The sequence below is a fragment of the Aurantibacillus circumpalustris genome (genome assembly GCF_029625215.1).
In the GTDB taxonomy this organism is placed as follows: Bacteria; Bacteroidota; Bacteroidia; order B-17B0; family Aurantibacillaceae; genus Aurantibacillus; species Aurantibacillus circumpalustris.
Map to the genome: position 1 here is coordinate 4,432,009 of NZ_CP121197.1, position 23,941 is coordinate 4,455,949.

A 23,941-nucleotide genomic window follows, 5' to 3' on the forward strand; every position below is an offset into this window, starting at 1 on the left:
TTCAGATTTTTTAATTCTAACTTTCGTTTAAAAATAAGCTCTTATTTGAGCGCCACCAATATGAACAGCCCCTGTGTTAGGTGTTTTCCGTCCAGAATAATTAATGCTTATTTGAATATTACTATTTAAGTTTCTTTGGTAACCAATTTCCCATGTGAAGTTATCGCCTTTACTCAACCCATTCAACATTTCGTAAGCTACCGATGAGTTCTCAGCATCGTTATAATTAATTCTTATCACGTCAAGCCTTCCAGTAAAACTTCCTTTATCTGTTTGATTGTATTTAATTTCAAATGCGTATGTATGCAGAAAAGCAAACTGAGTGCCATCGGCAACTTGATTTCTTTTTTCCGTGTATTTATAAATCAAACTCAGCCTAAAAACGGTATTCGGTTGAAAGATCAATTTTTGCTCTGTTTCATAAGATTTGATTTTATAATCTCTGATTGAAAAATATTCAGATCTATTTCCCTTTTTACTTATCGTATTATTGCTGTTAATGGCCCAAGATTTAAAAAAATTAAATCGTGCTTTAATTTCATCTGAAAAAAGCGTGCGTTCTTCAATACCATTCGTTAAGAGCTGACGTGCTTTGTTATCAGTATGCGTATAATCTGCTCCGAAAATTGCTGAGCTTTGATTAAAAAAAACACTGTACCTACTGTTATTATTTGCCGCCAGTAAAAATCGATCTGGAACGGTCGCAAAAGGATTGTAACTATTAATACTATCGTTATCTGTGATTTTATTATCAACTCTTAAAGTAGTTTGTAATATCCAACGATTAACGAAACGGTTAACTGCCTTTTTTTGATCTTTTAAAATTGCAGATGGACGAATACTCATAGAAATACTAAATTGGTTTTGTAATACTTTTACATATTCGTTAGTGGGTGTATAAAACCGAATAAATCTTTGTCTGTCGGCAAACGTAGAAAGTTCAAATTCATCCTTTTCTTGCACACCGTTGTTGTTGTAGTCATTCCATGCGTATTGACCTTGGCCTGGTGGCACCTCTAAATAATAATAATCCTTTTTATTTTCTTGGCCATAACCTGTTTCATAAAACACACTTGAAATTATAAGACCTTTAAAATACCGTGGATTATATTCTAATCGATTTAACAATGTGTTATCGGGTTTTAGACTGTTTGATGTAAGATTAGATTTTAAATCAAGTTTGCGATAGGTTACTAAAACCGTAAACGGGTTATTCTTAATAGAAAAAATAGAAGCTTGTAAGCCAATATTGGTGGCGAAGGTGCTGTCTTTTAATGATAAATCATTGACGGTATTTCTATAAGCATGTTTATCTCTTCTTTCCCTATAAAAAAGTTTAATGTTATTTTTAGAGCTGTCAGCATTAGAAACACTTCCCTCCCACTCCCAGAATTGGTAAGCGTTTGGTTTGATTTTGTTATCCAAGATATTCTTAAATAAATTATTTTCAAATACATCTGAATAGGTAAACCTTAATTTTTCAACACGCTGCGATACCAAAGTTTTATGTCTATAAAATTGAGTATTCTGTTCGAATAATTTATCTGATGTAGTTAAGAACGCACCGTTATAATTGCTGGAAAAGTTTTTTATTTTAAAATCCCCATTCACGTTGTGGCGAAGACCTTCAAAGTTAGTGCCTTCATTAAAAAAATTAAAGGTGTAAGTAAATGCGGCGCGCTTGTTGTTCACAAGTCCCAGTTCAGCGCTGGCAATATTCTGATCGTTTAACAAAATACTTGATACAGGTCTATTCCAATCTCTTTCAAATTCAATACTTCTAAAACGTTCTATTTGCGTAAATTGCTTTTGTACAAATTCATAATTTACATTATAAACTAATTTTGTTTCTCCTTTTAAGGAATCGGTCTTTAAAATTGTTTGATTTTTACTCAAAATCTTAACGCCTCCGGCCTCGTCATTACCCTTATCTTTTGTGCTGAATTTATTTACATCGTATTTGGTATAAACTCCTTCCGCGCCAAGAGTATTGTTGGAAGTAAATGAATGAGTAAAACCTCCGGTAAGCATCTGGCTTTGTTTTGGTGTCACTAATGGAACTATCGGCTCATAACTTCCTTGTGGAACATTATCTACTGGAGCAATCCATTGATACACTTTTCCATTTGCCGAATTGTTTATCTGATTGTAATTTCCTTTTCCAGGTCCAACAAAACTCATTCTTAGAATATATTCCGCGTTTTCTGGATCGATACTGTAAACATAAACCCCCGAATAAATAAATCCATCTACAAGCGTATCGATTTTTCTATACTGAATGTTTGCCAAACTAAACGTGTCTATTCGACTAGCACCGGTAAACACTGATTTTGCAGGATCATCTCCAGCTTCCATCATCACAGTTTTTTTATCTGGATCATCCAGATTCTGTTGTAGAGGTCGGTTTTTATTATCTTGTTCGCTGTAAACATTTAAATAAAATTTCGACTTTGTACTTTGCACCTCTTCACCTAAAAAAAACAGAGACCGCCCGTAATTACGTTCAGCATACTGAAACTCAGCAACAATTCTTTTATCCTTTGTAATCTGTTGTTTAGCAGTAAATGTTAGCTCACCTGTGTTGTAATCAATTATGTAATCATTCTCCTGACCCCTTTGTAATAATCTTCCGTCAATGTAGATTTTCTCAGTACCACTTAGCACAATAATAAAAGGTTCATTTTCTGCGCCTTTCAAACGGTATGGACCTTGATTATTTTCAATTCCGAAAAATACTTGTCTCGAAAATTTTCCACGAGATACTGCTCCCGAAACCTGCGTTTTAAAAATAAGCGGTTTTTTAGCAGTCGAATCAAGGTATAAATTTTCAATATAAAGTCCCTGTGCTCTTTTGTAGAAATTCATGAAATAACTATTCTGTGGGCGCGACAGTTGATAATCTCCCACAATCATTTTTGTATTGTAGTTGCTTAGTTGGATAAACACTTTATCGAACTCCTGTAATTGCGCGGTTGTGCCATCTGCCTGAAAAGGAATATTGTTATCAGTGGCTGCCATCACTAAATCTATTTCAGGCGTTAATTTCCCACTTACTTGTAGATTTAAATTTGAGTTGACAACAATATCCTGATTGTTACCAAAAGATATACCACGGCTAATATTTCCATTTTTGCTTAAGCCATCATTTTGAAATAAATTTTCTTTTTTGTTTGTATAATTTATGGTGAAGGGATTGCTGCGCCTTGTCATATCTGAATAAAGATCATCGGCATTTTTATGATAATAGTTTTTTTCAAAATTAAATGGGAAGCGTTTATACGACACATCAATGCTATCAGGTTTTTTACCTTTAAAAACAATTGCATGGTGTTTGTAATCAATTTCCGGGATTAAGGAAGAATCTCCTTTTGGGTATACATTAAACTCTATAGTACCCGGAACAAGGCTTAAACTATCTAAGACCAGAGTATCTTTAAAGGTTTTGAAGGATTTTGTTCGATTAGGTGTAAATGTTTGCGCATTTCCTTCTATCACCATAAAAGAAAACACCATTAGTAACCCTAATCGCCACAAATTCACCATAGAATAACGTTTTTAAAGATAGTAAATTGTGGGAAAAGGTTGATTTTAGGAACGCAGTACTTGTTTTAACACGGAGTTACCAGAGGAAAGGAGTCACACGGAGTTTTCTGAAATACCTTCGCCAACTCAGTGCGTCCGCGTCCCGGTTTTGAATAGTGCTTGTTTTATCACAGAGTAAGCAGAGGGAAAGAGTTACACGGAGTTTTTTTAAATATTCTGTGGACAGAGTGTCTCCGTGTTAAAAAAGAAAGGTGATCAATAAAAAAGCAATTTATTTAGTTGCACTAGAATTGAGTACATTCACTGCAAGTGCTGCCATTAAACCCATGCCAACTTCAAGAGCTTTTTCATCAATGTCAAATGTTGCTGTGTGAACACCAGAAGTAATGCCCTTGTTTTTATTTGCTGTTCCTAATCTAAAAAAACAACTTGGTACTTTTTGTGTGATAAATGCGAAATCTTCAGCTGTCATGCGTAACGGCAGCTCTTCTACATTTTTTTTACCAAGATAATTTTGTGCAACTGAAATACTTGCTTTAGTAAGCACTTCATCGTTTACTAAAAAGGGATAACCCTGTTCAATACGTAATGAAGATTCTATTTTATATTTCTCGGAAATAGTCTTTATAATTTTATGTAATTCACCGTGTACTTTCTCGCGCCATATTTCATTCATTGTTCTAAAAGTACCAGCAATTTCAACCTTATCGGGAATAACGTTAGTAGCACCTTTCCCTTCAATTTTTCCAAAGGCCACAACGGTTGGAATGTTTTCTCCGCCCATTTCTTTTAAAGAAACTGAATTTGTAAAGCGCTTGTTTATTTCCAACAAAATTTCTGAGGCAATAATTAATGGGTTAATATACTCGGAAGGCATAGCAGCGTGACCTCCTTTACCATTAACGGTTATATAAAGTTCATCGGTACTGGCCATGTACATTCCGCTTTTAAAGCCTACCTTGCCTGCTTCCATAGAGGGGAAAACATGCAAAGCAATTGCCTGATCTACTTTAGGATTTTCAAGCACGCCTCCTTTTATCATAAGATTAGCACCGCCTGGCAAAACTTCTTCTCCTGGTTGAAACATAATCTTTACAGTCCCTTCCCATTCCTCTTTTAAATCGTTTAAAATAAGAGCGGCTCCTAGTGCACATGCAGAATGAACATCATGTCCGCAAGCATGCATAATTCCAGGATAAAGTGATTTATAAGAAACTTCATTTTTTTCTTGAATAGGCAAAGCATCCATATCAGCGCGTAAAAGAAGCGTTTTTTTATCCGGATTATTCCCTTTTATCAACGCAATTATTCCTGTCTCTACATGTCCTCCTGTGAAGGAAATGCCAGCCTCCTTTAAGTGTTTTTGAATAAATTCGGAGGTTTTATATTCTTTAAAAGAGAGTTCAGGATTGGCGTGTATGTGTTGCCTTACCGCTCGAATTTTTTCAAAATAATTTTGTGCTGTTTTTTTTATTTTATCTTGATTTAGCATACCGATAAAACCAATTTAAAGGTTTTTAAAATAATGTTTAAACTTTGCAGAACACTGATTTAAGAGGTGAATTAAAAGTCTGTCGTTAACGAAAAAGCAATTATACGCTTTTGAACTATCCAATTATCAATACCCCAGCCAAAATCAACACGAACAAAATAACCTAATAAACGGGAGCGCAATCCAAAGCCCATGCCGCCAACCAAAGGATTTTTATCGTCAATAACAGTAACAATAATACCAGTACTTCCTCCTCCGGTTCTAGGATCATTATCAATAAAAGTCTTAATATTCTGAGTATTGTCAGGGCTTAGTGGATTAGAGCCATACCAAGCCATTCCGATATCAGTAAAGCCAATAACTTGGAAATTATTAATGAAATCAGAACGCACCGGCTGAGTAAGAAAATAGCGCACAATAGGAAAACGTAGCTCTGAATTAAATACAAGAAAATTATTTCCGTTACGTATGTTTTGATTAAAACCTCTCATATTGGTTGCAACCGTTTGAAAGCCGTATTGCTCAGGTTTTACAATATTTACGTTGTTATTAAATTTAGGTTGTATCCAGTTATCTACACCACCCATATAAAAAATTAATCGATCCGTTCCCAAAGAATTTCCTCCAGCTAAGCGATTGCACCAAGTTATTTGTCTGTGCACTTTTTGATAATGTCTTGCATCAAAACCTGAGGTAAACAGATCACGTGGCTGATCACTTTTAAACTTCCAATATTCTGTCCATATTTTAAAACGAAACCCATTCATAATATTTAGCATGACTGAACGCGTGTTATCATATATGTACTCTAATCTTGCTCCAAGAGAATTTTCATACGCAGGTTTAACAAAGAGCGCCAAAGGAAACTCTTCGCTTGAAAGTGGCATATAGCGATCGTTACGATACAATATGGATAAGCGAACGGCAGCAACCGGGCTAAACGGATATTTTAATGAATATTTTATTGTGCTTGTATTTATGCGCGCATTAAAATACTGCACACCATCTGCGCCAATTGGAACACTATTAAAGGTTTGTCTATCTAAAACTATTTGATGATCTACTCGACGTTTGCGCTGTTCCCACGACAACATAAATTCATTATCAAGCGATGGGTTTATTCTGAATCCTCCTGTGATACGCTGGTCTTCGAAAAGATCGCTCACAGAAACTTTAGTTAAAAAATTAAAGCCAGGGTTCAAAAAATTAACTGCACCGCCGCCAGTAAAAACCTGGTAATTATTGGCAAGAAAAGAGTTATCAAATTGCGTAATAATTTTGTCGGTATAAAATGAAGTATAGTAATTTCTTTGAATTGGAAATCTGAAAGGCTCAGTAGATTTCTTTTTTAAACTATCTGCTTTTTCTGAATGCGATTTTTTGTCATCATTTCCAGAAGAAGGAGCCTTTTTTTCTTTCTCATTCTCAAATTTATAGTTTTCAAAATCTATTCCTTTTGAATTGTCTTCGGTTTTTTGAGGGGAAGCGCTTTCGGAAGGGTTAATCTCTTTGTAGTTTGCCGGATCAGCTACTGCAGGACTTATGTAACTTCTTTCCCATGTTTTAAGTGGCTCATAAATGTCTAAGGCATTAAGCTTTTCAAGTGGAGAAACTAAAAGCATTTGCTTCCCTTTTGTGTAAATAACTTCTGCCACATGATTTCCATCGGCACTTATATTTTGCTCCAGAATATTTCTATCGTAATTGGTAACTGGTTTTGTTTTAAAAAAGTAACGATAATGTTCTGTTGTATCAACGTAAGAAATACTACTATCATACTCAGCAAGAAAACGGTTATAAATACCATTTTTATCACTAATAAATGTCACATAATTATTAGTGTAAGCTTGCGGAAGCCTTTCATCTATATCAGGTGTATGTGAAATTCTTACCAAAACTTTTGTAGAAAATGGATAGGGTGCCATAAATAAATCCATATTTCTATTAGGATTTGTAAAATACAAATGGTCTTCATTCGCCTTGATGGTGTCGTTTAAACGATTACTCTCAAAAACAACTTGTTTACTGCCTTTTACAAATACAGGATTATTATCATCCCAGGTATCGTTCGTTAATTGTTCAAGTGCGCTTGTATTAATACTGAAGACAAAAATATCACTATGTCCACTGCCTCTCTTTACCCCACTAATGGCCAATTTTTTACCGTCAGGACTATAAGAAAAACTATTTATCTTTTCAAATCCTGTTAAATTGCGTTTAATTACTTCCTTACTTTCGAGATCAACAATATGAAGTAACAATTGATCTTTAAATTGATAGATTATGGAAACGATTTTTCCATTTGGATGCCAAGCTAAAAGTGGATAATTAAAATCTTCTAACTGTTCTACTTTTGGTCCCAATTTTAGCAGTCTTGTTTCTTTGCCGTTTTCAAGAGTTTTAAGGTATACGCGGATTTGACCAAGTTCATTGCGAGCATATACGACCTGACTGCCGTCAGGGCTGATTTTTAATTGGTAATAGTGTCTGTTACTTTTATATTTTTTTAGAACACTATTATTATTAATTGGTGATTTCCTAAGGGTGTCCCTAAGCATATACAAATGCCGCTGGTAAGCTTCGGTAAAATCATAGATAAGGTTTGGTAGTGTAACTCCCAAGGCAAATATAAAAGCGTTTTCGGGGCTTCTTGAAACCCTTGTCATATACAACAAATTTGGTATTGAACCATCGCCAAATGTAGAGGCAATATAATACCAAATAGCGTGACCAGCTTGAGCCGCGCGTTTACCGCTTAAGCGGTTAAACGAACTAAAATTATCATTTTTAAGATCATCATAAAGAAGATTATCGTTATAAGTTGTCCAACCTTCAGACACGTATTTGATAAGTCCTTTTAAATACCAGTCTGGAATATTTAAAAGTGTTGAATTTCTTACGACCTCACGTGCATTGCCTCCATATAGAATTTTATTAATAAGTAATTCCGCCAATGCTGCCCTAATTTGCTGATCTAATTCAGAAATTGATCCATTAAAAAAAATACTTACTTTATCGCCAATAATTCGAGTGACGCCACCCACGTTCGTTTGCTCCTCACTGCTTAAACCAAGATTACTTTGCTTAAAGTCGTTTTGAGTATTATAAACCAGAATGTTTATTTTATCTTCACTTTGATAATCGAGTCTCTTCTCAATAGCAGCCAGTTGCTTTCCAACGCTTACTGAAATATACTTGCTTAACTCTGTTCCACCTTGATAGGAATAAACACGATAACGCTCGTAATCAAGATAAGTCCAAATAAATTCTTTGTATTGAATGCGATTTTTACCGAAATCCATTTGATGCCCATAATTGAATTGAGCTTTAATACAAAATGCGCTAAAAAAAAGAAAATATAGTATGGAACGTTTAACCAATGGATCTTACGATTTAAGGAATTTAAATGTACGAATTATGTTCTAGACTTTTATCTTACGGTTTTCATAAAAAAAGAAAAAATAAAACACGTTTTGTTGAGATTAAAAACCTAGTAGAATTGGTTGTTTTAGGCTTGCTTTTTTTACGTTCGCGAGTGATTTATTTATTAGGTTAGTTTTCCATTACAGCAAACTTTTAATTTGAAGTGCTATAAAATGAAAAAGCGCAGGTTGTTCACCTGCGCTGGTATTCATTTGGGGTTTGCTTTTTTTGGGTAAAGTGCTTTATAAAAGCTATTTAATGCTTTCAACTGTTACAAAGTAATTAAAAATCAAGCACTTATTTGGAACCAGTTTGCAAACGGCCACTTTAAATTTGCCAAAGTCAACTTTAAACTTGTGAAAGGTATTAAATGGAAGATTTTTTTTTCAGGATCATGAAATCCTTTAGATAGAAGGGTTCGAAGTAGGCTAACTCTTCAAATTCTTTTTCTTTAAATCTATTAAAGACTAATTGCGAGATATGTTCGACAGATGGATTTATTCCCTCGATGAAGCGTGAATTCTCTATTTGGTTCAATAAGGCTTTGCATTTTGACATGCCGTCACCAAAATAGAACACCTTGGGGTGAGAGGCGAACTTCAAAACAGAACTTTCGTTAAGAATTAACGCTTCGATGGGACTCAATAATTTTAGATCATCCGAGTAAAGAGCGGTGTATACTTCCATTCTTCTAGCATCTATCATAGGGCAATAAAGCCCAGGTTCTTGCTGCTTAATATAAGCCGCATTTGCCATAATTTGCAGAGTACTTAAGCCTATTAAAGGTATATTTAGAGCGTAGGCTAATCCCTTAGCAGCACTAACCCCAATGCGCAGTCCGGTGTAGGAACCTGGCCCTTTACTTACAGAAACAGCATTTAGTTGCGATGGCAGAAGATTACATGATTTTAAGGCTTCTTGAATAAAGAGATGTAAATTTTCAGCATGTGTAAATCCTTCATTTATTTCTTTAAAGAAAAGAACTTTTTCATTTTCAGAAATTGAAACAGAACAAACTGTTGTAGCAGTTTCTATATTTAGTATGTAAGCCAATTACTATTAATTTGTATAACTGCTTTATGTTTATTTATCCGTTTTATAAAGGTCTTCTTTTTTCACCACTTTTACCTTAGTTTTTTCGGTTAAATTTTTAGATACCGCGCTATAAGGTCCACAAATAATTACGTCTTTTTGTTTAATGCCGGAAATGATTTCAATATAATCATTATCCTGAATTCCAGTTTTTACTTCAACTTGCTTTATTTGTTCGTTTTCAAGAACAAAAACGTATTCTTTTATTTTAACTTCTTTTTTTAAAGAGGCCGCTTCTTTTTCTTCTATCTCGTTTTTCACTTCTATCCTTCTTCTTTCATCACCATCCATTTTCGAGTCTAACGAATCTTTATTGCGTGTGGTAACTGCCTGTATTGGTATACTTACAACCTTGTTAACTCTTCGTGTTTGAATATCCACACTGGCACTCATACCTGGACGAAAAGGTATAAGATTTCGTTCGTTTATTAAATATCCGTAGGATTCTCTTAGCATTCTAACTTTTACAACAAAATTTGTTACCTGATCTACAGAAATTCCGGTTGCATTTGACGAGTTAGCTATCTCGCTTACAATACCTTTAAATTTTTTATCCATGTAGGCATCAACCTCAATAATGGCAGTATCATTTTTATGGACTTTGATAATGTCGTTTTCATTTACTTCAACACTTACTTCCATTTCATTGAGATTCGCAAGACGCATAATTTCAGTTCCACTTAAACCATTTACACCCATTACACGTTCACCTTTTTCTACACTTAACTTTGAGATAGTTGCATCAACCGGAGAGTAGATATAGGTTTTTTCCAAATTACTATTCGCTTCTTTTAAGGAAGCTTCACTACTTTCGATGGTAAACTGACTAGCATTTACGCCTGCCTCTAACGCCGATACATTTGCCTTGGCCCCTTCGTATTGGGCCTTAAGGGCATCAAAATCTTGTTGTGAAATAGCATTTTGTTCCAGTAATTTTTTATTACGGTTATAAACAGTTTCACTGTTTAATAAATTTGCCTTTGCCTGTAATAACTGAGCTTGTGCTGTTTTTAAATTTGCCTTTGTGGTGTTAACAGATGCATTCACTCGATCGTATGCGCTTACGTAAAGGTCGGGACGAATGCGGCAAAGCAAAGTACCTTTTTTAACCTGATCGCCTTCCTTAACAAGCATTTCAGTGATTTCACCACTAACATCGCTACTGATTTTTAATTCAGTTTCCGGTTGAATTTTCCCTGTTGCAGAAACCACTTCTACGATGCTTCTTATCTGCGCCGCTTCAGTATAAACTTCTGTTGGTTTATTTCCCTTTAACACTTGCACTACCACAATAGCACCTACAGCAAGTATTCCAATAATAATAATCCAATAAATTCTTTTCATATGTTGTCTTTCAAAACTACTTTTTATTCAAATCATTTTCAGCATAATAGTACAACCTTATTCAAAATACACTTTGCGTCTGATAAAACTACGAATGCATAATAATTACATGGTATTTCCTGCAAGATCACACGTAATTTGTCCAAATTTAACTATTAAAAAAAGTATATCTCTAAAACCATGCTTAATTTTGCGGCCTTAGTGTATGATTATTACCTCTTATAAAAATTAAATGTCTATAAGTCCAAATAAAACACCGAACAGTCTCATTCATGAAACCAGTCCGTATTTATTGCAACATGCTTATAACCCGGTAAACTGGCTTCCCTTTGGCGATAAGGCCTTTGAAATTGCAAAAAAAGAAAATAAACCAGTTCTAATTAGCATTGGTTATAGTGCCTGCCATTGGTGCCATGTTATGGAGCACGAAAGTTTTGAAGATATGCAGGTGGCAGAGCTTATGAATAAACACTTCATCAACATTAAGGTTGATCGTGAAGAACGAAGCGATGTGGATATGTTATATATGCAAGCAGTTCAATTAATGACAGGACAAGGAGGTTGGCCATTGAATTGCTTTGTTCTTCCAGATGGCAGACCATTTTATGGAGGAACCTATTTCAATAAAAATCAATGGTTAAATATTCTACAAAATCTTTCTGACATTTATACAAAGGACCCTACAAAGGTAAACGAGTATGCTACAGAGTTAACAAATGGCATTAAACAATCTGAGTTAATAACTACGAAAAATAAGTCCGAAGTAATCTTTAATAAAACCATTCTTAAGGAGAGTGTTGCGAAATGGAAAGAACGCATGGATAATGAAAACGGAGGGCCTAATCGAGCACCAAAATTCCCTTTGCCTTCTAATTACCAGTTTTTACTTCGCTATTCTTTACTTGAAAAAGATAAGGGAATACAAGATCATGTTGAACTCACGCTTCAGAAGATGGCTTTTGGTGGCATTTACGATCAACTTCGAGGTGGGTTTTCACGATACAGCACAGATATGTTGTGGAAAGTTCCTCATTTTGAAAAAATGCTTTATGATAATTCTCAACTTGTATCGTTGTATAGTGAAGCTTATACACTTACTAAAAACGAATTATACAAAGAGATTGCGGTAGAAACATTAGATTTTGTTGAAAAAGAATGGCTCACAAAAGAGGGCGCGTTTTATTCTGCTTATGATGCCGACAGCGATGGCGAAGAAGGGAAATATTATGTTTGGAATGAACTCGATTTAAAAGACCTTCTTGGTAAAGATTACGAGCTTTTTTCAAATTATTATTTGATTAACGATACTGGTTATTGGGAACATGGCAATTATATTTTAATGCGTTCAGAAAATTTAGCCAGTCTTTTAGTGAAATTTAATCTTAACAAAGAAGAGGTCACCGAAAAAATTAATGCTTGTAAAGCTATTCTAAAACAAGAAGCAAAATCACGCATTATGCCGGGCTTGGATGATAAAAGCATTACATCCTGGAATGCTATGATGTGCAGTGCCTTTGCAAAGGCCTATCTTTCTTTTGGTGATGAAAACTACAAAAACATAGCCTTACGTTCCATCAATTTTATTCTAAACACGCTTTCGCTTCCAGATGGAAAACTGTTGCGCACCTATAAAAATGGAGAATCGAAAATTGATGGGTTTTTAGAAGATTATGCATTCACCATTGAAGCGCTAATTAATTGTTATCTCATCAGTCAAGACGAAAAGTACTTAAACAAAGCAAAAAGTATGACTGAATTTACGCTTGAAGCATTTAAAAATAAGGACAGTGATCTTTTGTATTACACAAACAATGGCTCTTCCGCGCTTATTGCTAAAACCACTGAAACAAGTGACAATGTTATACCCGCATCTAATTCCCAAATGGCAATAAATCTTTATCAATTGGGTATTTATTTTGAAAAAAATGAATGGGTTGAAAAAGCCGAGCGCATGCTCAACAATTTTGTTGAAGAATTTAAAAATTATGGCGCTGGCTATAGCAATTGGGGCTGTTTAGCACTTAATTTAACATATCCATTTAAAGAAGTTGCCATTGTTGGTAACAATGTTAATGAAAAGTTACGCCAGCTTTACGAACGAGGCATAACAAATGCGATTTTCGCAGTACATGCTGAAGCATCTGATTTACCATTGGTTAAAGACAGGTTTGTAAATGGAAAAACACTTTTTTACGTTTGCGAAAACAAAGCCTGCAAACTACCGGTTACATCAGTTGAAGAAACAGTACACTTACTTGATTAAACCGTTGTTCATAGTCCTACTTTTGTCCTTCTTTACCTTGGAAGCTCAGGTAATATTGCCTACCAGCGAAACTGCGTTTGAAAGTCAGCACAATTTTAATCCAGAAATAATTAAAACAAAAGGCATTAAAAAAATTACTTTTGAAATTATAGATAAAAAGGATTTTGAAGTGGCCGTTGATAAAAGTCTTACCGAAACCTACGAGTTTAATACAGACGGTAAGTTGGCGCGTTTTTATTACACAAACATTATAAAAACAAAAGAGAAACAAATTACCAAAGTAGATCGCAGAGGCAATAAGACTTCGTATTGTGTGAATGAGTTTGTTTACGACACTGTAAGTACCACTTACTTTTATGCAGGAAACAATTTAATTTTAAAAAGGCACCACGATGGCTTGGCCTATTATGAAAGTCGTTATTATCGCTACGATACAAGCGGAAATCTGACCAAAGAATTACGTTTTAAAGAAACCAACAACAGTCCCGATAAATCGTTCTTTATTTTAGGTAATCAGGTATTGCTAAGTGAAGACAGTTTTCAATACACCAAATACAGTTCTGGTCAGGTAAAATGTACGTTTTTAAATAACGAAAACAGACCGTACAAAGAGCGGATTAGTAATTTTGATAGTTTAGGAAGAAAAAAGAACGAAAGCGAACATTATACGGCGGCTTCGTGGATTCAACAAAACAAAACCTTTGAATACAAAAACAATCATTTAGTTTCGGCGCAATTTGAAGGGAATACGGGAAACAAGGTGAGTATTAAAAACACTTACGAGTACGACGAATTAAATGAGCTATACACTGAGAAACACTACAAAAACGGTGAGCTGCAACGCGAAATAAGTTATGTAACCATTAAATTGGATACTTTATTAAACTCTTTCATTGTTCGCGATCCCGCAAACAAAAGCCTGCGCATCGTAAAATTAAAATACGATTTTGGGATGATTGGCAAGAACGGGAAGTGAAAGGATTCCAAAAACAATAGTGTCTAATTTCACATTTGTTTATTGAGCCATTTGTTTTTAACCGCAATTAGACAGTAGGAGCCTTTGAAAAAGGTGAACTACCTGTCTTAGTGCGGGTAATCCTCATTCGGCAAGCTCATGATAAACTTTATAGTGTTTGTAAGGATTTCTTAATGAGAGAACGCTTTGAAATCCCTACAAACACTTAATCGTAGACAGTTCTTTTTTTGAACTGTCTATTTAGGGTTTAAGATCTGCATCTACCAATTTATACCAATACTAAGGACAAAATAGGCCAACGGACTTTTGGTATTAGTAGTTATACTACACTAAAGCAAAAAATTAACAGAAGAGCGTTTTGTGATGCCGTTACTTTTATAATCGAACATTTTAGGTTAATCTATAGAAAAGGTGTAAAGAATTGATGAGTCAGTTGTTTTTTTATAAAATTTAACTCACTTTCTTCGTTATCTTTATTCAATCTAACTTTAAATATTTGATGTGAAGATTTGGCTCAAATATATATTTTCACTTTATTTATTGTTAAGCTGTATTGATAGTGTTGGGCAAAGTATTACTTGTCCCAGCCCATACCTATACTATCAGGGCACAACCCATCTTATGGCTTATGATCCATCAGCACCCTCATCTACTTCCAATCCTGTTAGTACTGGTATTCCTGTTTTGCCCGGAGCAGCGGGAATTACATTCATGCCCAGCATCAATGGAGGAACGTTAAGTCCAACTTTTTATGTAACTAAACTCAGTGATTATTATTACTGGGATGGGCAAAGTTGGGTTAATACAGGACATTCCACTGGATCGACGGCCGCCAATATTGGAGGATGTGGTGGAGCCATTTATAATTTTAGTCCGCCGAATTCAATCTACGTTTATTTTGGCACCAGCTCAAGTACTTTGCTCACCACTATCCCTGCCGGTCCTTCCTATGATATTGTAACAGATTGTAGTTGTAACTTTTACATTTTGAATGCCTTTGACCAAACTCTCGTAAAATATAACCCCTTGGGAATAATCGTCAACACTTATTCATTAGTAGGTTTACCTCAAACAAATGGCTTAGCAGGTTTTGCAATTATTGGAAATGATGTTTATTATCAAGGATTAACAGCCTTTTATAAAGGTGTTATTGGAACTGGATCTTCCATTAGCTTTAGCACGACATCCATTCCAATATTGTCGGTTGATGATTTTGCCTCATGTCCATTTACACCGTCTGTAACCAGTGGCACTCTTAGCGTACCCAGCATTATTTGTCCCGGTGAAACTACCACCATCAGCGCAACTACCACAGTAAGTCCTGTAAGTTATTCCTGGTCTGGTCCAGGTATCATTGGCGCAACTAATGGTTCTATTATAACAGCAAGCGTGGCGGGTGTCTATACCTGCATTATCAATTCGTCTGGCTGCCCTTTTGGTCCAGGATCTTACACGGCGGCTGTTAATGGTAGTCAATGTCTCACGGTCACAAATACTTCTATTACCTGCGCTAGTCTTGGTTCTGCAACGGTTGTGTCTACTGCAAGCGGAGGTCCCTTTTCATATACATGGATGCCTACAGGGCAAACTGGTTCAGTGGCTACGGGTCTGAACCCAGGCACTTACACCATTAACGTTTTTGATTTTTCAAATAATATAACCTATACCGCCAGCACAATTTTTACTTCCTTAATTCCTTTAACAGGAAGTTTAAATGCCGCCACAAGTATAAGCTGTAACGGTGCAAGTACTGCCACTGCCCTTGTTACAAACTTTGCCGGAGGTTCGGGTTCAGAGACTTATTTGTGGGTAAACTCTGTTTCATCAACTACTTATAATTCTCCTTGTCCTTTGCTTGGAGCTGGAATCTGGTCCGTTATTGTAACGGATGCTTTAACTGGATGTCAGATTAAGGAGTCGTTTTACATCTCCCAACCACTGCCCTTTAATTTAGTCCTTTCTTCGTCCAGCCCTACTGCTTGCGTTGGTAACAGTGTTACTTTAAGTGGACAAAATTCTGGTGGAACCCCTTTTTTAAACGGTGCAGGTTATACTTATAGCTGGACTTCTGGTTCTGCAAGTAGTGTTCACGTGGTCAGCCAGGCACTTGCGGGAACTTCTGTTTATACTTTAAATAGTTTAGATTCTTTAAACTGCCTTGCCACACAAACCATTGGGATTGATTTTATCGAAACTGTCTTGACGGTATCAGATGTTTCTATTTGTCCACTAACGGTTGGTACTTTGACGGTTTCTGGCGCTACAAGTTATACCTGGGCTTCGACTACGTTCAGCCTGACAGGCATCACTTTTACGGATAGTCCAATGACGAATACTCAGTACACTGTGCTTGGAACAGCTTTAGGTTGTACAGCTACAGCTACAGCTTCTATTATTTTAAAACAGCCGCCAAACCCTTTTGTAACTAGTAACTCTCCACGTTGCGACGGAGATAATTTAGCATTTACTGCTTATGGTGGTGTTTCTTATTTATGGAACGGACCATCTAGTTTTAGCTCAGGTTTGCAAAATCCAAACATTAATCCTGTTTCAGTAAATAATGCTGGTGTTTATAATCTTACAGTTACTGCTGTTAATGGCTGTACCGCTTCATTAACGCAAACTATGTTGGTAAATCCAACACCTACTTTAAGTGCGGCAGGGGCTACCATCTGTACTTCGCAGACATTAAATCTTTCTGCCAATTCAACGGCTACTACTTTTTTATGGACTGGTCCGCAAAGTTTTACTTCGAGTTTACAAAACCCATTTATTACAAATCCTGTTGTTGGTAACACTGGAACCTATACCGTAAAAGCTACAAGTGCACTTGGTTGCACGAATAATGCTATTGCAACTGTTAGTGTTGTTCTTCCACCTTCATTAACAGCACAGCTTAGCAGTCACTCACTTTGTTCACAGGCTTTTAATGGTTCGCCAAATACCATTACCTTAACAGCAGGCGGCGCCAATACTTATTCTTTGGTAACGGTTCCCGATATGTTTAATTCTAATCCATCTGGACCAGTTTCTCCCTTATCAGCCATTCCTCCAAACACGGGAATTGCTTCTGCTACTTTATCTGGTTCTAATGGTGTTTGTACAGTTACTACTGGACTTACTTTTTCAATCATTCCTAATCCAACAGTAACAATAAGCTCACCAACGCCTGTTATTTGTGCTGGTGAAACATATACTTACACCAACCAAGGTGCAAATACTTATACCTGGAGTTCGGCAACTCCAGGATTTACAACCTATAATAACGGTGGCGTGGCGGTTGCGCATCCAAGCATTAATTCTGTGTTCTCAGTATTTGGTGGAAGTCTGGGGTGTAACTCTGCCAGCCAGACCAGCAGCATAACGGTTAATCCTTTACCGCAAATAAGCCTTGGCCCACAAACCCCAACGGTTTGTATTGGCAGCAAAGTAAATTTAAGCGCAAGTGGCAGCAGCGAAAATTACACATGGTCGCCTTACACCAGTCTGAGTAGTTTAACAGGAAACACAGTAAATGCTTTTCCAAATAGTCAACAAACTTATACAGTAATTGGCACTTTAAATTCATGCACCAGTACTGCTTTAATAACAGTTTCGGTAGTCGCGCTTCCGAGCCCAATAGCTACAGTTGTAAAACCCACCATTTGTTTGAACGAAACAATAACCCTGCAAGGTTTCGGCGGAGAAATTTATGGCTGGCAGACACCAAACACTTTTTATTACGAAGGACAAACCGTGAATTTTGTGGCTAACACTCCATCTTATGAGGGAACTTATACTTTAACTGTTACTGATAAAAATAACTGCAAAGCTTCCTCTACAACATCTGTAACTGTTTATAGTTTGCCGGGAGGTTCTCTGTTGGGTACAAAAATGAAAGGCTGTGTACCTTTTAAATCAGATTTTAATTATTATTCTGCTTCACCTTCTTCAACAGCAATAGCAACCACTTGGCAAGTGGGTTCAAAATTGTTTAGTACAAAAAGTTTCTCAACTGAATTTGTAAACGTCGGTACTTATACCATTACTGGTAATTTTATAGATACAATCACATACTGTGTAAATACAAAAACATTTGTAGTAGAAGCCTATCCAGTTCCGGTTGCCGATTTTTCTTTCCTTCCGGAAAAACCCATCGAAAATTTAGATCAGGTTATCTTCACAAATAATTCAACAGGAGAAGAACAAACAAAGTGGAATTGGTATTTTACAAATAATAAGGGATATATCTCCGAAAATAAAAACACCTCTTATCTTTTTACTGAAGCAGGTGTTTACCCTATCGCCATGATGGTTACTAACACTTGGGGCTGTGCAGATACTATTGTGAAAGCTATAAAAGTAGAGCCAGATCTTTCCGTCTATGTACCAAATGTATTTACGCCAAATAATGATTATTTAAACGACGTATTTATGCCAATTACACGCGCTTTAAAATCATACGAACTTTTAGTTTTTGACCGTTGGGGAGCTAAAGTATTTTCAACAACAAAAGCAGATGAAGCTTGGGATGGAACATACAGAGGCGAACCGTGCAAAATGGATGTTTACGTGTGGAAAATAAGTTTATCTTCTGTAAATGGTGAGATGAAAACGATGACAGGGAATGTGATGTTGTCGCGTTAGAGATGTTATAGTACTTTGAATTATAGTTTAAAGAAACTATCTAAATACTGAAAATTTAGACCGTGCAATACACTTGTAGAACTTAAAAGGTAAAAAATTAAAAAAAATGCCTGCATCGCTGCAGGCATTTTTTTATTATTTTTTAGTGATGATGTCCACCTGGCCCATGAACATGGCCATGATCTAGTTCTTCTTGAGTAGCTTCGCGCACATCTAAAACTTCACCTATAAAATGTAAATCATGTCCTGCTAAAGGATGATTAAAATCCATTTCAACTTCTTTTTCATTGATGCTTAATACACGCCCCATTAAAGGATTACCTTCTGCATCACTCATTTCCAGATCCTGACCAACTTTTACACGCGCATCATCAAACTTTCCATCAACTTCAAATGCAGCTTTATCAATTTTTACCACGTAATCTTTTTCAAAATCGCCATACCCATTTTTAGAACTAATTCTAAAATCAAATTTATCGCCTTTTTGTTTACCGCTAAGACTTGTTTCAAAGTCTGGCAGCACGCTTCCGTAACCAAACAGAAACACAAAAGGATGCTCTGCACTTGTTTCTTCAATTAATTGTTCAGGTTCGTTGTTTTTACTTGCAGTTAAGTAGTAGTTAACTGAAACTGCTTTGTCTTCTGAAATAATCATTATTTGCTGGTTTTTAAATTGGCTTTGAATTTAGGGATTTTAATTGAGGTGCTTGGTGTTTTTTTCCAACAAATACAGTAATTTATCCCTCGTTAGGTCTGATTTTATTTCTCCGTGAAGTATTAAAGAAACAGAGCCTGTTTGTTCACTCACTGCAATAGCAAGACAATCGGTATTTTCGGTAACTCCAACAGCGGCACGGTGACGCATTCCCAGGTGAGCCGGAAAATTTTCACGTTCGGTGACTGGTAAAACACAACGCGCGGCAACAATTCGGTTGTCTTCTACAATTACTGCACCATCGTGCAACGGAGAGTTCTTAAAAAAAATGTTTTCGAGCATTCGGCTACTCATTCCTGCGTCTAACACTTCTCCAGTGGCAATAAAAAACTTAAGGTCTGATTTTCGGGCTACAATAATAAGGGCGCCCGTTTTGTTACTACTCATGTTAAAACAAGCATCCACTAAGGCGTCAAAATCTAAACGAATGCTGGTTTCAGAAACCGTTTCACTAAATTTAAAAATACTCCTCCAGTTTTTATTTCTTATAAATTCGTTTGATCCAATATAAAGTAGAAACTTGCGAATTTCTTGTTGAAAAACGATCATCACTGCTATCACTCCCACGTTGACAAACTTCCCTAGAATTGACGAGAGCAACTTTAGATCAAAGGCTTTAATTACAATATACGCAAAGTAAATAAGTGCTAATCCAACAAAAATTTTGATAGCCGATGTACCCTTTACAAGGTTGTATGCCAAATAAAGAATGATGGCTACTAAAAAAATATCGATAGCATCGGTGATACCAAAAGAAATAAAATGAATAAAATTTAAATTCTTCACAATTTTTATTTTAACTTTTTACGGTGGTTTTTGCTTTCTTAAAAGTATCATACATTTGGTGCACAAGCCCATCTGACAAACCAACCTGCGGAACAAATACCTTTTCAATATCCGCATTTTTCATCACTGTTAAAAATATTTTTGCTGCAGGAATAATAACGTCAGCTCTATCAGGTTTAAGGTCTAAACGTTCAACTCGTTCTTGATATGTGTATGAACACAGCATGTCATAAATGTTTTTCACCTTATCATAACTTAAATGCTTGGTTTCCTTTTTACCACTCATTTTAAATATTTTATTAATATTTCCCCCAGAACCAATTGCAGACAAAGGATGTATACCCACGGTATTGCGCTTTAACCAAGACTTCATTTCATCCCATTCATCTTTTTCAACCTTTTCGAGCAACATACGAACCGTTCCAATATTAAAAGATTTAGCCGCGATAACTTTGTTATCATAATATAAAGTTAATTCAGTACTACCACCACCAACATCAATGTATAAATACGCATGTTTTGGATTTAAAAGCTCTTCTATATGATTAGAAAATACAAGCGCCGCTTCGTTTTTTCCATCGATTATTTCTACAATAAGACCAGCTTCAGCTTTTACCCTTGCAATTATTTCTGCACCATTTTTAGCATCGCGCATGGCACTGGTTGCCACAGCACGATGAGCCTCGACACCATAAGCTTTAATTAACTCTGCAAACCCTTTTAAAGCTGTAATTAAGCGATCAGCTTTTGCATCGGAAATTGTACCATGCAAAAAAACGTCTTCACCTAAACGAATTGGCATACGTATGAGTTCTTCTTTACTGAAATGCGGTTTTCCATCAACAGTGTAAACCCTGCAAAACAGTAATCGCATTGCGTTACTTCCAATATCGATCGCTGCAAATACCATTAGCTGTGTGTTAAAGATTTAGTTTTAATTACCGGAGAAGGTAAATCCTCCTTCATATTTTTTAAATAGTTGTAGATCTCATCTTGAACCCTAATTTTCTTCTCTCCCTGTTTTGGCTTCTTATAATGATTTTCTTGTCTTCGATCTAAAATACGAACTTTTGTGTTACCGCTAAGCTGAATGTTAACGATGTCTTTAATCTGCTTACGAATTTCAGGGCTATAGATTGGTACAGCAACTTCACTGCGATTGTCTAAATTTCTACTCATCCAATCAGCTGAGGAAATAAATATTTTCTCTTCGCCCTTATTGTGAAAAATAAATACCCGCGAATGCTCTAAATACTTATCTACAATACTAATGGCTCTAATATTATCGCTCCAACCCTCCATTTCAGTAACCAAAGAACAAGCTCCACGAATAATCAAGGTAATTTTTACGCCTGCTATACTTGCTTCATAAAGTTTAGCAATCATTTCCTTGTCTACTAAACTATTCATTTTTAGAACAATTTCGGCGGGTTTTTTACTTTTTGCAGAACGAATTTCATTATTAATTAACTGTATAAAATCTTTACGCATAAAAAACGGCGCAACAAGCAAGTGTTTAAACGATTGCACTTTGAAATTGTTTTCGTAAAAATCAAAAATTTTATTGAGATCGGCCGCGATATCCTTGTTCGCCGTTAATAAAGAAAAATCAGTATAAATACGAGACGTTTTTTCGTTAAAGTTTCCAGTTCCAATATGCGAATAATGAACAATCTTTCCTTTTTCTTTTGCAGTAACAATAAAAAGTTTTGAATGTACCTTTAAGCCAGGAACGCCGTAGATAACGCGAGCACCTTCTTCCTGCATTTTTCCTGCCCAGTAGATATTATTTTCTTCGTCAAAACGGGCTTGCAATTCTACGAGCACGGTTACCTTTTTTCCGTTTTTTATTGCATTGATAAGTGCATTGGCGATTTTTGAAGAATCGGCCACACGGTATAGTGTAATCTTAATACTTTCAACAGTAGGATCAATAGAAGCCTCTCTTAATAAGGAAATAATATGATTGTAAGTATGATATGGATAATGTAATAAAATATCTTTTTGCTGTATTGCTTTTAATGCTGTAAATGGATTCGTCTCCAAATCTTTATGCAGCAGAGCGGGAGGATGATTATAAACTAAATCTTTTTCGCCCAATTCGGGGAAATTTATAAAATTTTTAAAATTATGATAACGTCCGCCCGGAATAGCATTGTCCTTTTTAGCCATCCCTAGCTTTTTCATGATGTACTTAAGCATATCATCAGGCATTGCAGCGTCGTAGACAAAACGCACGGGTTGTCCTTGTTTACGAGCTTTAACACTTTTAGATACTTTTTCAATCATGCTTTTACTAACATCGTTATCCATTTCAAGTTCGGCATCACGCGTCAATTTAATGTTATACGCGCCAACAGTGCGGTAACCAAAGACCTCGAAAATTTGATCGGTGTTATAACGAATAACATCATCTACCAACATGATATATTGTTTTTTACCATGTTGTGGAAGAATGACAAACCGTGAAATGTTTTGCGATGGAATTTCTATGATCGCATATTTGTTTTTTCTTCCGGCAATAATGGATTCCAGTTTTAAATACATGTAACTCGCTTTATCCTTCATGTAAGGAAAAGGCTTGCTATCATCAATCATTACAGGAAAAAGATTAGAAGCAAGTTCAATTCCAAAATATTCTGAAACGAAAATTCTCTGTGTACTAGTGAGCTGTTTTTCATTGATGATAAACACGTTTCTTTCGGCTAATTCAACAAGAATTTCCTGATAGATATTCTCAAAATTATTTTGCTGCTCAATTACCTTGCGTTGCAGGCGTGTTAGAAGCTCTTTTGGATCTTCCCCAAAAGCTGACAGTGCCTTTTTTCCCAGCTTTGCTAAACGCTTAACTGTTGCTACGCGTACGCGGTAAAACTCGTCACGATTATTACTGAAAATACCTAGAAATTTTAAACGTTCAATAAGAGGTGTAGTTTTATCAGAAGCTTCTTGCAATACTCTTTCATTGAAAGAGAGCCAGCTTATTTCACGATTAATATATGGAAATTCTTTACTTTTCATAACTACTGGGTTTACTAATCTTTAATTTTAAAATCTTTTGGAAACTGATAATAATTTAATTTGCCCTTCTTTGATGATACTTCGGACCATTTTTCGACATTAAAACTGTACGAGATTATACCACAAGTTGGAATATCATCAAAAAAAAGATCATCCGATAGTTTATTACAAAGGTTTGTGATGGAAGGATTGTGACCGAAAAGCATGATCGTCTTTTTTGAGTCATTTTGTTTTGTAATAATTGAAAGGAGTGTTTCCACTGAAGCTTCATAAATTTTTTTTTCAAGCTGAAAATTTTTCATTTCGAGTTCCATTGTACGTGCAAAGAGCAAGGCTGTACTTAAGGCTCTTATACCTGTACTTGAAAGAATTAAATCGGGTTTGTGTTTAGTTTCATTGTACCATTTACTTAAAAAATAAGCGTCTCTATAACCGCGTTCATTCAAATGTCGATCTACATCTTTTAAAAACTCAGTCCCCCAATCGCTTTTGGCATGCCTTACTAAAATAATTTCTTTCATCTGCGTTCCGCTTTATTCAAGTAAATAGAATTTTAGGTCATTCTATCCTAACTATGTGATTAAACTACTTAATTACAAACAGTTAAAAAAACAATTTAAATTACACTACTTTAAGTGATAAATTTACACAAAACATATT

Annotated in this window: 13 protein-coding genes; 3 read left to right on the forward strand and 10 right to left on the reverse strand. The window is 35.6% G+C overall.

Annotated elements, in window-relative coordinates:
• Positions 1–27: 27 nt before the first annotated feature.
• From P2086_RS18300 to P2086_RS18320, 5 genes are all read right to left on the reverse strand, one after another.
• Positions 28–3,543 carry a DUF8818 domain-containing protein gene (locus tag P2086_RS18300; protein ID WP_317898214.1) on the reverse strand — a complete coding sequence of 1,172 codons (3,516 nt, stop codon included), beginning with the start codon at positions 3,541–3,543 and terminating at the stop codon, positions 28–30.
• Between the two features lie 271 nt (positions 3,544–3,814).
• Positions 3,815–5,035 (reverse strand): M20 metallopeptidase family protein, encoded by a 1,221-nt coding sequence (locus P2086_RS18305; protein WP_317898215.1) that lies wholly within the window; start codon positions 5,033–5,035, stop codon positions 3,815–3,817.
• Between the two features lie 71 nt (positions 5,036–5,106).
• The gene (locus P2086_RS18310; RefSeq protein ID WP_317898216.1) at positions 5,107–8,337 is read right to left on the reverse strand and encodes a BamA/TamA family outer membrane protein; all 3,231 of its coding nucleotides are present in this window, start codon (positions 8,335–8,337) and stop codon (positions 5,107–5,109) included.
• Positions 8,338–8,824: 487 nt separating this feature from the next.
• Positions 8,825–9,511 (reverse strand): tRNA (adenosine(37)-N6)-threonylcarbamoyltransferase complex dimerization subunit type 1 TsaB, encoded by a 687-nt coding sequence (gene tsaB, locus P2086_RS18315; RefSeq protein ID WP_317898217.1) that lies wholly within the window; start codon positions 9,509–9,511, stop codon positions 8,825–8,827.
• A gap of 30 nt (positions 9,512–9,541) precedes the next feature.
• Complete coding sequence (locus P2086_RS18320; protein ID WP_317898218.1) at positions 9,542–10,894, reverse strand: efflux RND transporter periplasmic adaptor subunit; 1,353 nt, start codon at positions 10,892–10,894, stop codon at positions 9,542–9,544.
• A 232-nt stretch (positions 10,895–11,126) separates the two neighbouring features.
• Between P2086_RS18320 and P2086_RS18325 the strand changes: the two genes are divergently transcribed.
• From P2086_RS18325 to P2086_RS18335, 3 genes are all read left to right on the forward strand, one after another.
• Positions 11,127–13,157: a thioredoxin domain-containing protein gene (locus P2086_RS18325; protein ID WP_317898219.1), complete on the forward strand. Its 2,031-nt coding sequence runs from the start codon at positions 11,127–11,129 to the stop codon at positions 13,155–13,157.
• 37 nt (positions 13,158–13,194) lie between these two features.
• On the forward strand, positions 13,195–14,133 hold the full coding sequence (locus P2086_RS18330) for a hypothetical protein (protein WP_317898220.1): 939 nt from the start codon (positions 13,195–13,197) through the stop codon (positions 14,131–14,133).
• 501 nt (positions 14,134–14,634) lie between these two features.
• A complete protein-coding gene (locus tag P2086_RS18335) occupies positions 14,635–18,759 on the forward strand; it encodes a T9SS type B sorting domain-containing protein (protein ID WP_317898221.1) in 4,125 nt (1,374 codons plus the stop codon).
• A gap of 142 nt (positions 18,760–18,901) precedes the next feature.
• On the opposite strand, the gene P2086_RS18340 is transcribed toward P2086_RS18335, so the two are convergent.
• The 5 genes from P2086_RS18340 to P2086_RS18360 are packed head-to-tail and all read right to left on the reverse strand — an operon-like array spanning position 18,902 to position 23,802.
• Positions 18,902–19,414, reverse strand: coding sequence for an FKBP-type peptidyl-prolyl cis-trans isomerase (locus tag P2086_RS18340; protein WP_317898222.1), 513 nt, complete (start codon positions 19,412–19,414; stop codon positions 18,902–18,904).
• Positions 19,415–19,453: 39 nt separating this feature from the next.
• On the reverse strand, positions 19,454–20,260 hold the full coding sequence (gene cdaA, locus P2086_RS18345; protein ID WP_317898223.1) for a diadenylate cyclase CdaA: 807 nt from the start codon (positions 20,258–20,260) through the stop codon (positions 19,454–19,456).
• 10 nt (positions 20,261–20,270) lie between these two features.
• Positions 20,271–21,170 (reverse strand): Ppx/GppA phosphatase family protein, encoded by a 900-nt coding sequence (locus tag P2086_RS18350; protein WP_317898224.1) that lies wholly within the window; start codon positions 21,168–21,170, stop codon positions 20,271–20,273.
• A complete protein-coding gene (gene ppk1, locus P2086_RS18355) occupies positions 21,170–23,281 on the reverse strand; it encodes a polyphosphate kinase 1 (protein WP_317898225.1) in 2,112 nt (703 codons plus the stop codon). Before ppk1 ends, P2086_RS18350 begins: the two co-directional genes overlap by 1 nt.
• A 14-nt stretch (positions 23,282–23,295) precedes the next feature.
• Entirely contained in the window at positions 23,296–23,802 is a 507-nt protein-coding gene (locus P2086_RS18360) for a SixA phosphatase family protein (protein ID WP_317898226.1), read from the reverse strand.
• Between the last annotated feature and the right edge of the window lie 139 nt (positions 23,803–23,941).